Below are 12,797 nucleotides of genomic sequence, written 5' to 3' on the forward strand. Positions count from 1 at the left end.
TATAACGCGTTCAGGCGGCAACGGTATTCAGTCGTTGCTCCACCTCGTCCGCCAATCGGGTCAAGAGCAGGCAGCAAGATACCGCGCCGGCGTCCAGTACGCCGCGCGAACGCTCGCCCAGACGGCTGGCGCGGCCGATTTTCGCCACCAGCTCGCGCGTGGAATCGCGCCCGCGCGCCGCGGCGATCCTCATCTGTTCCAGCGCAGCGGCGAAGTCGTCACCGCGCCCCGCCGCCTGCTCAAACGCCGCTACCGCCGGTATCAGCGTATCCATCAGACACTTGTCCCCCACGCCTGCGCTGCTGATGTCCTGCAGTTCGCGCAAACCGCCGTGCAACATCGCCAAAAATGCCTGCTTATCCAGCACGCTGCGCTCGCGCACGCTCTCCGCCATGCCCATGAACAGGCTGCCGTACAGCGGCCCCATCGAACCGCCGATGCCCTCCATCAGCGCATCGGAAACCGCATCGAACGCCTGCGCCAACGTAAGCTCGCGGCCGCGAATGGCATCGCCGCACATCGCGAATCCCTTCGACATGTTAATGCCGTGGTCGCCGTCGCCGATGGCACCGTCGATTTCGCTCAGGTATTCGCGGTTGCCGACAATGGTTTCTATCAGCCCCGTAACGATCTCACTGCCGTACCGGGTTGAAATTTGTTCCGTCATGATTCACTCCACCTGGGTTAAGCCTAAAGATTGCGCCGGCATGTCCAGCAGCGTTTTCAGTTCGTCATCCAGCGTCATCAGCGTCAGCGTCACGCCCATCATTTCCAGCGACGTGAAGTAATTGCCGACGTAGCGCCGATGCACCCGCACGCCTTTCGCCGTCAACCGACGCTCTATTTCGGCATAATAGATATACAGCTCCATCACCGGCGTGGCGCCAAGCCCGGAGATCAGCAACGCTACCTCCTGCCCCTGTTCCAGCGGCATGTCGTTGAGCACGAAATCGAGCATGGTGCCGGCCATCGCCGACGCCGACTGGATCGGCGACACCTCAATGCCCGGTTCGCCGTGATGGCCAATGCCGATCTCCATCTTGCCGTCTTCGATATGAAAATTGGGTTTGCCGACCGCGGGAATGGTGCAGGAACTGAGGCCGACGCCGATCGAACGACACCGGTCGATGGCTTTTTGCGCCGCGCCGATCACGCCGTCCAGATCGTATCCCTTGGCCGCCGCCGCCGCGCCGACCTTCCACATCAGAATTTCTCCGGCCACGCCGCGCCGTTTATCGATCTCACTGGCCGGCGCCGAGGCGACGTCATCGTTGGCCACCACGGTTTTCACCCGTATGCCGGCCGCCGTGGCCTTCTTGATCGCCATCTTGACGTTCATGTTGTCGCCGGCGTAGTTGCCGTACAGGCAAGCGACGCCCGCACCGCTGTCCGCCGCCTTGAACGCGTCGAGAAAAGCCCCCGCCGTAGGCGATGAAAAAATCTCGCCAATTGCGACGGCATCCAGCATGTTTTTGCCGACATACCCCAGAAACGCCGGCTCATGGCCGGAACCGCCGCCGGTGACGATGCCCACTTTGCCGGCGATCGGCGCCGGCGGATATTTCAACACCCGCGCATTGTCGGTGGCGGCGTAATAGTCCGGGTGGGCCAGCCTATAGCCCTGAATGGCGTCTTCCACTACGTGATCGGGATCGTTAATGATTCTGTTCATCGCGGCCTCTCTGTCGCCTGAATAAGAAATTATTGAATGGTGTAACCGCCGTCGACCACCAGGTTGGCGCCGGTGATCATCGCCGCCGCGTCACCGGCCAAAAACAGGGCGCTGGCGGCGATATCTTGCGGCTCAGCAAAGCGCCGCAGCGGGATTTTCTGCTTCATTTGTTCCGCCACCTCGCCTGACCAGGCTTTGCGCCCCAGCTCCGTCAAAACCACGGTGGGTGAAATGGCGTTGACCCGCACGTTGTGTGGCCCCCACTCCAGCGCCAGCACCTGGGTCAACCCGATAACGCCCGCTTTGCTGGCGCAATAGGCCAGGTGATTCGGCAATGCCACCACCCCGGCCTGCGAGGCGAGATTGATGATGCTGCCGCCGCGCTGGCGAATGAAACGGCGGCCCACCGCCTGGCAGGTGAGAAACACGCCTTTCAGATTGACCGCCAGGGTTGCATCCCACGCCGCTTCCGGCAGTTCCTCAGCGGGATGCAGCGCGACGATGCCGGCGCTGTTGACCAGCACGTCCAGCCGCCCGAAATGCGCCTCAATCTGCGCCACCGCCCGCTCCACCGACGCGGCATCGGTGACGTCGGCCACGACGCCCAGCGCCGCCTCGGCGTCCAGCTGTCGCGCTACTTCCGCAACCTGCGGCGCCCGATCGAGCAGCGCCACGCGCGCGCCGTTTTGCAGATAGCGTTCGGCGATAGCGAGACCGATCCCCGCAGCGCCGCCGGTAATCAGCGCCACCTTGCCCTTTAGCGAGAGCTCGCGCGGCGCCGTAGTTTGATGATTAATCATAAATTTCCCCTTAAAACTGTGAACTTCACCCTCGGTCAGGATATTTTCGCCAAACTCGCGCCGCGTTCTTCCTGCGCCATCGCGTTTTCCTTCGGCAGCGTGACAAATTTCATCAGCACGCCGCTGAACAGGTACAAGCCGGTAAAGATCCAGATCACGCCAACGGTGCCGAGGCTGCCGATAAACAGCCCCACCACCGCCGGGCCGACAAAGGTGCTCAGGCCGGCGCCCAGATTGAGAATCGACATCGCCGCGCCCTTATTGTCCGGCGCCAGCGACGGCATGATGGCCGACAGCGGCACGAACGCCGCCAGGCAGGCGCCGAACAAACCGGCGGCGCAAACGGTCAGCAGGTAGTTGGCGCCGAAGAATTGCGGCACGTAGTAGAACATCAGCGTGGTCAAGGCGCAGCCGACGCAGCCGAACCACATCACCACATTGCGCCAGCCGAGACCGTCGCTGATCACGCCGAAAATCAGGTTGAAAATGATGTTGACCGTCCACAGCGCGGCGTACATCTGCAGCCAATGCGTGCGGGTGAATCCCATATCCATCATGTACATGGGCATGAATACGACGAAGCCGTATGCCGCAGAGGTATTAATGGTGCGCACGATGCCGCCCAGGCCAATCTTCGGGTTTTCAAACGCGATGGTGATGCCCTTCAAGACGTAACCCAGCGACGCTTTTTCCCGGTTGCCGCTCTGTGCCGCGCCGTCGTCGCGATTGAGCATCAGCGCAATCACCGCGCCCAGCACGACGAAAATCAGCGCGCTCCACAGCGTGTGGATCTCGCCGAGATAAGGCAGCATGATGCTGGAATACAGCACGCCCAGCACGCTGAGCCCGCCGCTGTAGACGAACCAGAAAATCCCCACCGCCGACCCCAGCCTTTCCGGCGGCGCCTCATACGCCACCCACACCAGAAAACCGTAGGCGAACAACGGATAACCCAAGCCGCGCAGCGCATAGGTCGGCACCATGATCGCCAGGTTGTTGCTCGGCAGGCCGAACGTCAAAAAGCACACCGAACCGAACAGAAACAGCAGCAGGCCGGCCAACATCACCCGCCGGGCGGTAAAGATTTCCGCCAGCACGCCGGAAAACCAGGCGGCGATCGCGGCCGCAAAGCCATAAACGCTGAACAGCAGCGCCGATTCCTGAATGCTCAGCCCCTTGCCGATCAAATAAGGCGACAGCCATCCTTGTTCCAGCCCTTCGCCCATCATGAACACCAACACGCCGGCATAGCCCAGCAGCAGTTTCGGTGACAGACCAATGCGATGAATCAGTCCATGCAACATAGAACACCCCAGCACATGTGATTATGGAGGCGCAGGCTCGCCCGCACCCGAAGAACGATGCAGGTTTCAGAGGTTTGGATTAAGCACCACTTTGATTGAACCGATGCCGCGCTTCATCAGCTCGAAGCCCTCGGCGAACTGTTCCAGCGGCAGCGTATGCGTCACCACGCCTTCGGTCGGCAGATCGCCATTGGCGATGCCTTCGATCACCAGCGGGTAGCAGTAAGGGCCGAGGTGCGAACCGAGCACGTCCAGCTCCTTGCGGTCGCTGATGATGCTCCAGTCGACGGTCACCGGATCCTTGAACACGGAAAATTCCACGAAGGTGCCGAGCTTGCGGATCAGCGTCAGGCCCTGTTCCACGGACTTTTGGGCGCCGGTCGCCTCGATGTAGATGTCGCAGCCGTAGCCGTCGGTCATCGCTTTAACCGCCGCGGGCACGTCGTCACGGGTCGGGTTCAGCGTCACATCCGCGCCGAAGCGCTTCGCCAGCGCCAGACGCTCGTCGGACAGATCCAGCACCACCAGCTTCGAGGGCCCGGACTTTTTGATCGCCCCGATCATGCCCAGCCCCAGGGTGCCGGCGCCGGCCAGCCCCAGGGTGCCGGCGCCGGCCAGCACCACGACATCGCCCAGTTTGATATTGGCGCGTTGCACCGCATGGAAGGAGCAAGCATAGGGTTCGATCAGAATGGCTTTTTCGATCGGCAGATCGGCCGGTACGTGATAGTTAATCGCCTCTTTGGTGAACTTCATGTACTCGGCCATGCCGCCATTGACGTTTTTCTGGAAACCGTACAGGTCATGCTTTTCGCACATCCAATACTGGCCGCGGTTGCAGAAGCGGCATTGCCAACAGGGAACGATCTGTTCTGATATCACCCGATCGCCGAGATTGAAGCCCTCGACGCCTTCGCCGTATCCCACCACGTGGCCGATAAACTCATGACCGGGGATCATCGGCGCCTTGATGTATGCCGGTTGTTTTTCATCGCCCCAGAAGCTGGGCGCCCCTTCGAACGCTTTAACATCGCCGGCGCAGATGCCGCAGGCCTCGATCTTCACCAGGATCTCTTTCGGGCCGATCTTCGGCACCGGCACCTGTTCCAGGCGGTAATCTTTCGGGGCGTACGCCACAACCGCCTTCATGATCTCGGGGATACCGTCCGCCATTTTCGCCTCTGTCATGCAGGTCTGACACATAGCACTCTCCTCTGGTAGGGTGACTCTTTATGATCAATAACACAAACAAAGAACAAATGAACACTAACGTCACGCGTTCAATTTGCCCACAGAGAACTTGCCAAACTGTGATATCGCTCAAAAACCCGTCTGCATGAGGATAAATAACGATTAAAACCTCTTTTTTAGTGACGACCGTCACCTTTTAAAGGGAGAGACAGAAAAATCAGGTAAAAAACAAAAGAACATCAATTGAACATTTGATTAAACAGGGATACGGTAATGAACGTGGCGCCACCGAGGATCGCCGCCCTTTTCGTTACCAATCAGGAGACCGCTATGCTGCCTATCGCCATCGGCGCCGACGATGCCGCCATTGAATTGAAGGATCTGATCGTCGCCCACCTGCAACGACGGGACATTCCCGTCATTGACTACACGACGGATCGCACCGCAGAAACGGGGATCTATCCCGATATCGCCTATCGCGTCGCGCAGGCGATACGGGAGGAAAAACATCGGCGGGGGATCCTGCTGTGCGGCACCGGCATCGGTATGAGCATCGTGGCCAATAAAGTGCCCGGCATTCGCGCGGCGCAATGTCACGATACCTACTCCGCCCAACGGGCGCGCAAAAGCAATGATGCGCAGATCATCACGCTGGGCGCGCGGGTCATCGGCGCCGAACTGGCGAAAACCATCGTCGATGCCTGGCTGGAATCGGAGTTTGAAGGGGGAGGTTCGGCACCGAAAGTCGAGCGGATCGGCTATTACGAAAACGCGGTCGGTCGGCGTTAAACCGCCTGCAGTCTCGATGGCGGTCGCGCGCAAGCCGCGCTCCGCCTGGGTTTATTCGTCATTCATTGTTATTATCCATCGCAACAATCAGAAAAAGCGCATTTTCATTCTCGATCCGATGATGCAGTGTGTTCCCCCTATGATGAAAAAGGTTCTCATTTCCCTACGTTGAGCTTGGTCAAGGAGCTTATCAATGAATCAATTAGACGCACTCAAGCAGCTGACCACGGTGGTCGCCGACAGCGGCGATATCGAATCCATCCGCCAGTTCGAACCCCAGGACGCCACCACCAACCCTTCGCTGATCCTGAAAGCCGCCGCGCTGCCGCAGTACAAAGCGCTGATCACCGAAGCGCTGGAGTATGCCCGCCGCCAGGGCGGCAGCAAGGAAACCCAGCTGATCAACGCCAGCGATAAACTGGCGGTCAACATCGGTGTCGAGATCCTCAAAAGCGTGCCGGGCCGCATCTCCACCGAAGTGGACGCCCGCCTGTCGTTCGACCGCGGCATGTGCGTCGCCAAAGCGCGCAAACTGATCGGCATGTATCAGGAACAGGGCATCGACAAATCGCGCATCCTGATCAAGCTGGCTTCCACCTGGGAAGGCATCAAAGCCGCCGAAGAGCTGGAAAAAGAAGGCATCAACACTAACCTGACGCTGCTGTTCTCCTTCGCTCAGGCCCGCGCCTGCGCCGAAGCCGGCGTGTATCTGATCTCGCCGTTCGTCGGCCGCATCTATGACTGGTACCAGGCTAAACAGCCTGCCGCCGACTACGACGCCGATCAGGATCCGGGCGTGAAATCGGTGCGCACCATCTATGAATACTACAAGCGTCATCGTTACCAGACGGTGATCATGGGCGCCAGCTTCCGCAAAGTTGAGCAGATCCTGGCGCTGGCCGGCTGCGATCGCCTGACCATCGCGCCGAACCTGCTGGAGCAGCTGAAAAACAGCGAACAGCCGGTCGAGCGCAAGCTGACCCCGTCGACCGAGGGCTTCCACCAACCCGCTCCGCTGGCCGAAGCGGAATTCCGCTGGCTGCACAATCAGGACGCCATGGCGGTAGAAAAACTCGCCGAAGGCATCCGCCTGTTCGCCGTCGACCAGCAGAAGCTGGAAGACATGTTGGCCGCTCAACTGTAATCGCACTGGAGTTTCGTTATGTCTTCTCGTAAAGAGCTTGCCAACGCCATCCGCGCACTCAGCATGGACGCCGTACAAAAAGCAAATTCCGGCCACCCGGGGGCCCCTATGGGCATGGCGGACATCGCCGAAGTCCTGTGGCGTGACTACCTCAACCACAACCCGACTAACCCGCACTGGGCTGACCGCGACCGTTTCGTGCTCTCCAACGGCCACGGCTCCATGTTGATTTACAGCCTCCTGCACCTCACCGGCTACGACCTGCCGATGCGCGAGCTGGAAAACTTCCGTCAGCTCCATTCCAAAACCCCGGGCCACCCGGAGTACGGTTACACCCCGGGCGTTGAGACCACCACCGGCCCGCTGGGCCAGGGTATCGCCAACGCCGTCGGCTTCGCCATCGCCGAACGCACCTTGGCGGCGCAGTTCAACCGCCCTGGTCACGACATCGTCGACCACCACACCTACGCCTTCATGGGCGACGGCTGCATGATGGAAGGCATTTCGCACGAAGTCTGCTCCCTGGCCGGTACCCTCAAGCTCGGCAAGCTGACCGCCTTCTACGATGACAACGGCATCTCCATCGACGGCCACGTCGACGGCTGGTTCACCGACGACACCGCCCTGCGTTTCGAAGCCTACGGCTGGCACGTGGTGCGCAACGTCGACGGCCACAACCCGGACGCCATCAAGGCCGCGATTGAAGAAGCCCGCAAGGTGACCGACAAGCCGTCGCTGCTGATGTGCAAGACCGTTATCGGCTTCGGTTCGCCGAACAAGGCCGGCACCCATGACGTGCACGGCGCCGCGCTGGGCGCCGCCGAAGTGGCTGCCACCCGCGAAGCGCTGGGCTGGAAATACGCCGCCTTTGAAATCCCGCAGGACATCTACGCCCAGTGGGACGCCAGGGAAGCCGGTCAGGCCAAAGAAGCGGCCTGGAACGACAAGTTCGCCGCCTACGCCAGGGCCTTCCCGGAACTGGCCGCCGAGTTCAAGCGCCGCATGAACGGCGAGCTGCCGGCGGACTGGAAAGCGGACGCCAAGGCGTTCGTGGAAAAACTGCAGGCCAACCCGGCCAACATCGCCAGCCGCAAGGCGTCGCAGAACGCGCTGGAAGCGTTCGGCAAGGTGCTGCCGGAGTTCCTGGGCGGCTCCGCCGACCTGGCGCCGAGTAACCTGACCATGTGGTCCGGTTCGAAAGCGCTGAACGTTGACCCGGCGGGCAACTACATTCATTACGGCGTGCGCGAGTTCGGCATGACCGCCATCACCAACGGCATCGCGCTGCACGGCGGGTTCCTGCCGTACTCGGCGACCTTCCTGATGTTCGTGGAATACGCCCGCAACGCGGTGCGCATGGCGGCGCTGATGAAGCTGCGCAACGTGTTCGTCTACACCCACGACTCCATCGGTCTGGGCGAAGACGGCCCGACCCACCAGCCGGTGGAGCAGCTGGCGAGCCTGCGCGTGACCCCGAACATGAGCACCTGGCGCCCGTGTGACCAGGTGGAATCGGCGGTGGCGTGGCAGTACGGCATCGAGCGCAACGACGGCCCGACCACGCTGGTGTTCTCGCGCCAGAACCTGACCCAGCAGCCGCGCACCGCAGAGCAGCTGGCGAACGTGTACCGCGGCGGCTACGTGCTGAAAGACTGCGCGGGCACGCCGGACGTTATCCTGATTGCCACCGGCTCCGAAGTGGGCATCACGGTGGAGGCGGCGGACAAGCTGACCGCGGCGGGCTGCAAGGTGCGCGTGGTGTCGATGCCGTCGACCGACGCGTTCGACAAGCAGGATGCGGCGTACCGCGAGTCGGTGCTGCCGGCGGCGGTAACGGCGCGCGTGGCGGTGGAAGCGGGTATCGCGGACTACTGGTACAAGTACGTGGGCCTGAACGGCGCTATCGTGGGCATGACCACCTTCGGTGAGTCGGCGCCGGCGGAGCAGCTGTTCGCCGAGTTCGGCTTCACCGTGGACAACGTGGTGGCCAAGGCGCAGGCGCTGCTGAAGTAAGCGGTCTGGCGCAAGCCGATAAAAAAGCCGGTCATCATGACCGGCTTTTTTTATTCCATCACCCGATGAATCTGCAAATACTGCAGCAACATGATGGTTTTGCCGTCTTTAATCCGGCCATCGGCGATCATCGCCACCGCGTCGCTGAACGGCAGTTCGATCACCTCAATATCTTCATCTTCAATGCCGCCGCCGGCCGCGCGCCGCTCATCGTCATGGTATTCGGCGATAAAGAAGTGCACGATCTCGGTCACGCCGCCCGGCGACATGTAGGCTTCGAAGATTTTCTTCACCTCGCTGACCTGAAAACCGGTCTCCTCCACCGCTTCGCGGCGCGCGCACTGCTCCGGAGAGTCGGCGTCCAGCAAGCCGGCGCAGGCCTCGAGCAGCATGCCGCTCTCGTTGCCGTTGACATAGGTCGGCATACGGAACTGGTTGGTCAGCACCACCGTGCCCTTGGCGCGGTTATACAGCAAAATGGTGGCGCCGTTGCCGCGATCGTAGACCTCGCGCACCTGTTGCACCGAACCGCCGTTTTTGCGTTTCAGATCGAACGTGTACTTGTGCAGCACATACCAGTTGTCCGACAGCAGCTCTTTCTTCACATTCTCAATTTTCGACGACATAACCCTTTTCCCTTGCGTGACAACGTGAAGATCATACCGCGATTAGGCCGCGCCGCGGCAGACGATTTGCAACAAAAATCACACCGCGCCCCGCCGGACAAGCCGGGACTTAACATTGCTTAAAATAATGAAAAATAAGTCGCGCTCAGGCGCATGAGATTGCATAAAACCCAGTGCGATTCGCCCCCCAAAGACAAATCGTCAGAGGAAACCGGCCCGCCGCTGAAAATCGACGGGCGTTTCGCTATTCATTTGATTACACAACCACAATTGTTCCCGTTTTGTTGACAACTTGATACAAATCGCGGTGCATTTTAGTTGCAAAAGTTATAGTTTTGCTTTCGAATGAAACTGGCGACGCGCCCTACCTGAGAGAAGGATCCTTGATTGCTTGTTAAACGTTCCGTGACCGGCAGCCTGGCCAAAGCGCTGTTCGGCATCGTGATACTGTCGGTGCTCGCCACCGGGTTGGCGTTGACCACCGTCGCCGGCAGCCAGAGCGATGCCGAAGCGATCAATATCGCCGGTTCGCTGCGCATGCAAAGCTACCGGTTGGCCTTCGATCTCGACCAGCAGAGCCCAGAGCTGGAGCTGCACCTGCAGCAATACCGGCAGTCATTGCAGGCGCCGGCGCTGCAAAAACTGGCGCGCTTCTACGTACCGGCCGAGGTGCGCAACCATTACCTGGCGCTGCAACAGGCGTGGCAAACGATGGAGCGGCAGATCCGCAACGGGCAGGCGATCGCCTATCGGGCGGAGGTCGCCGGCCATGTCAATCGCGTTGACCATTTCGTGTCCGCCCTGCAGCGCTATTCCGAACTGAAACTGACCCTGGTGGCCGCCGTCAGCGTGCTGGGTTACGCCGCCATCATCGGTCTGGTGCTGTTTTGCATTCGTTTCATGCGCCGCCAGGTGGTCACCCCGCTGCAGCATCTGGTCGACGCCAGCCAGCGCGTGCAACAAGGGGATTTTCGCCACCCGCAGTTGGACGTGACGTTGCCGAACGAGCTCGGCGTGCTGTCGCAAACCTTCAGCGCCATGTCGGACGAACTGGCCCGGCTCTATCAGTCGCTGGAGCTGAAGGTACAGGAAAAAACCCAACGTCTGCAGCAGGCCAATGAAACGCTTGAGGTGCTGTATCGCTGCTCGCAGGCGCTGAGCGTGCGCCAGCTCGATCAGCAGGCGTTCGAAAATGTGCTGCGCATCGTGCGCCAAAGCGAACGGCTGCGCTGCATCCAGCTGAACGTAGCGGACGGCCAGGGCCAGTGGCGGCTGAGCGAAGGGGAAGCGGCGCCGACGCAGGCCTGGAACGCGCTGCCGATCACCCAGGGCGACAAGCCGCTGGGCGAGTTGCGCTGGCAGCCCGAGGCGCACCCGCCGCATCCTCACCTGATGCAGAGCCTGGCCAATATGTTGGGCCGCGGCGTTTACTTCAACCGGGCGCAAAAGCAGCACCAATATCTGCTGTTGATGGAAGAGCGTGCGACCATCGCCCGCGAGCTGCACGATTCGCTGGCGCAGACGCTGTCGTTCCTGCGCATCCAGCTGACGCTGCTGCGGCGCAGCGCCACCGATCCGGCGGCGCAGACCATTATCGACGATTTCGATCGCACGCTGGCCGATGCCTATCGCCAGTTGAGAGAGCTGCTGGCCACCTTCCGTCTCAACATTCAGGAGGCGGATCTGAACGCCTCGCTGGAGCAGCTGTTGCAGCCATTAAAAGCGCTAACCCCCGCGCGGATTCAGTTACACTGTCGGCTGTCTTCGCAGGCGCTCAACGCCCAGCAGCAGGTGCACGCGCTGCAGATCGTGCGCGAGGCGGTGCTCAATGCCGTCAAGCACGCCGGGGCAGACGAGATTACGGTGTGTTGCGAGGTCAACGCCGCAGGCGACAACGTTTTCAGCATTACCGACGACGGTTGCGGCATCGCCAGTCTGGAGGAACCGGAAGGGCATTATGGTTTGACCATCATGAGCGAACGCGCGGCGCGATTGGGAGGAACGCTGCACATTCAGCGCAGAAGCGGCGGCGGTACGGCGGTTTGCCTGACATTCTCGCCCTGACCTTGCGGCTGTTCATTCTGCGTTACGGTTGCCGCCGGGCGGAAGGCCGTCCGGGGAGGTTTACGGCGCTGATTGCCGCTATTTTTGAAGAGACAGTCCCACTGTGAAGCACGCCGCAGGGCGCGTTTGAGTGGCTTTACTTGCTACAGGGAGCATATTTCATGGTGATGAAGCAATACCGAGTCATGATCGTTGACGATCATCCGTTGATGCGGCGCGGCATCAAACAACTGCTGGGACTGGATGCGCGATTTAGCGTGGTGGCGGAGGCCGGCAACGGCAGCGAGGCGGTTGCGCTGGCGCTGCAGCACGCCCCGGACGTGATCTTGTTGGATCTGAACATGAAGGGCATGTCCGGGCTGGACACGCTGCGGGCCCTGCGCGACGAAGGCGTGGACGCGCGCATCATCGTGCTGACGGTCTCCGACGCGCGCAGCGATCTGTATGCGCTGATAGACGCCGGCGCCGACGGCTACCTGCTGAAAGACAGCGAGCCGGAACTGCTGCTGGAGCACATCGGCGCCGCCGCCGAGGGGCAGAACGTGATCAGCGACGCCATGGCCGACTATTTGCTGGCGCGCAGCGAGCAGCGCGATCCCTTTGCCGCCTTGACCGAACGTGAGCTGGATGTCTTGCAAGAGGTGGCGCGCGGCCTGTCCAACAAACAGGTAGCGGCGCAGCTGCATATCTCTGAAGAAACCGTGAAGGTGCACATCCGCAACATACTGCGCAAATTGGACGTGCGTTCTCGCGTGGCGGCGACGGTGATGTACCTGGAGCATAAAAGCCAATGAACGTCAGCCCCGGCCGCTGCGCCGGGGCAGCTTACTCGATGGCGCTGAGTAGCGCCTGATGGTGCTGGTGCACCCAGCTCTTGTTGAACGGCCCCCAGCTTTCCAGCTGATAAAAACCGTCGTTGTTGCGCACGCCCTGCTGCACGAACTGCAGCTCGACGCCCATGCCGGGCAGCGCCTTCAGCACATCCTGCAACGTGCGGCGCGGCCAACCGGTCAGCGCCATCAACCGCGGCACATTGGGCCGCTCACTGTGGCTGATCAGCCAGCACAAATAAAGCCGACGGGCAAATACCGGGTTAATTCCCATGCCAAGCTCCTGCTGTAAGGTGAGTCCTGTTTATTTCCGGTTCCGTGCGCGCAAAAAGGCGCGCAAGGCCTTCGACAGTCATAAAAATGT

General features: G+C 60.9%; 12 protein-coding genes. 5 read left to right on the forward strand and 7 right to left on the reverse strand.

The window, feature by feature from the left end; translation table 11 throughout:
• Positions 1 to 10 precede the first annotated feature (10 nt).
• From dhaL to ACORQT_RS18170, 5 genes are all read right to left on the reverse strand, one after another.
• Positions 11 to 667 carry a dihydroxyacetone kinase subunit DhaL gene (gene dhaL / locus ACORQT_RS18150; protein WP_033652574.1) on the reverse strand — a complete coding sequence of 219 codons (657 nt, stop codon included), beginning with the start codon at positions 665 to 667 and terminating at the stop codon, positions 11 to 13.
• Positions 668 to 670: 3 nt separating this feature from the next.
• The gene (locus tag ACORQT_RS18155) at positions 671 to 1,672 is read right to left on the reverse strand and encodes a dihydroxyacetone kinase subunit DhaK (RefSeq protein ID WP_015378693.1); all 1,002 of its coding nucleotides are present in this window, start codon (positions 1,670 to 1,672) and stop codon (positions 671 to 673) included.
• A gap of 29 nt (positions 1,673 to 1,701) precedes the next feature.
• On the reverse strand, positions 1,702 to 2,472 hold the full coding sequence (locus ACORQT_RS18160) for an SDR family oxidoreductase (protein ID WP_049866701.1): 771 nt from the start codon (positions 2,470 to 2,472) through the stop codon (positions 1,702 to 1,704).
• 35 nt (positions 2,473 to 2,507) lie between these two features.
• On the reverse strand, positions 2,508 to 3,776 hold the full coding sequence (locus ACORQT_RS18165; protein ID WP_042785164.1) for an MFS transporter: 1,269 nt from the start codon (positions 3,774 to 3,776) through the stop codon (positions 2,508 to 2,510).
• Between the two features lie 66 nt (positions 3,777 to 3,842).
• Positions 3,843 to 4,979 carry an MDR/zinc-dependent alcohol dehydrogenase-like family protein gene (locus ACORQT_RS18170; protein WP_444859253.1) on the reverse strand — a complete coding sequence of 379 codons (1,137 nt, stop codon included), beginning with the start codon at positions 4,977 to 4,979 and terminating at the stop codon, positions 3,843 to 3,845.
• Between the two features lie 318 nt (positions 4,980 to 5,297).
• On the opposite strand from ACORQT_RS18170, the gene rpiB reads away from it, so the two are divergent.
• The 3 genes from rpiB (at position 5,298) to tkt (ending at position 8,913) form a co-directional block, all read left to right on the forward strand.
• Complete coding sequence (rpiB, locus tag ACORQT_RS18175) at positions 5,298 to 5,756, forward strand: ribose 5-phosphate isomerase B (protein ID WP_033643988.1); 459 nt, start codon at positions 5,298 to 5,300, stop codon at positions 5,754 to 5,756.
• Between the two features lie 193 nt (positions 5,757 to 5,949).
• On the forward strand, positions 5,950 to 6,900 hold the full coding sequence (gene tal, locus ACORQT_RS18180; RefSeq protein WP_016926754.1) for a transaldolase: 951 nt from the start codon (positions 5,950 to 5,952) through the stop codon (positions 6,898 to 6,900).
• 18 nt (positions 6,901 to 6,918) lie between these two features.
• The gene (gene tkt, locus ACORQT_RS18185) at positions 6,919 to 8,913 is read left to right on the forward strand and encodes a transketolase (protein WP_164057256.1); all 1,995 of its coding nucleotides are present in this window, start codon (positions 6,919 to 6,921) and stop codon (positions 8,911 to 8,913) included.
• Positions 8,914 to 8,963: 50 nt separating this feature from the next.
• Here tkt and nudK read toward each other — a convergent pair whose 3' ends face one another.
• Positions 8,964 to 9,539 (reverse strand): GDP-mannose pyrophosphatase NudK, encoded by a 576-nt coding sequence (nudK, locus tag ACORQT_RS18190; RefSeq protein WP_042785166.1) that lies wholly within the window; start codon positions 9,537 to 9,539, stop codon positions 8,964 to 8,966.
• 387 nt (positions 9,540 to 9,926) lie between these two features.
• Between nudK and narQ the strand changes: the two genes are divergently transcribed.
• The gene (gene narQ, locus ACORQT_RS18195) at positions 9,927 to 11,603 is read left to right on the forward strand and encodes a nitrate/nitrite two-component system sensor histidine kinase NarQ (protein WP_042785167.1); all 1,677 of its coding nucleotides are present in this window, start codon (positions 9,927 to 9,929) and stop codon (positions 11,601 to 11,603) included.
• 161 nt (positions 11,604 to 11,764) lie between these two features.
• Positions 11,765 to 12,397: a response regulator gene (locus ACORQT_RS18200; RefSeq protein ID WP_033643992.1), complete on the forward strand. Its 633-nt coding sequence runs from the start codon at positions 11,765 to 11,767 to the stop codon at positions 12,395 to 12,397.
• A 31-nt stretch (positions 12,398 to 12,428) separates the two neighbouring features.
• On the opposite strand, the gene ACORQT_RS18205 is transcribed toward ACORQT_RS18200, so the two are convergent.
• Positions 12,429 to 12,707, reverse strand: coding sequence for a winged helix-turn-helix domain-containing protein (locus ACORQT_RS18205; protein ID WP_004941750.1), 279 nt, complete (start codon positions 12,705 to 12,707; stop codon positions 12,429 to 12,431).
• Positions 12,708 to 12,797 lie beyond the last annotated feature (90 nt).

This window comes from Serratia sp. (in: enterobacteria) (assembly GCF_052400455.1).
GTDB classification, from domain to species: domain Bacteria; phylum Pseudomonadota; class Gammaproteobacteria; order Enterobacterales; family Enterobacteriaceae; genus Serratia; species Serratia ureilytica.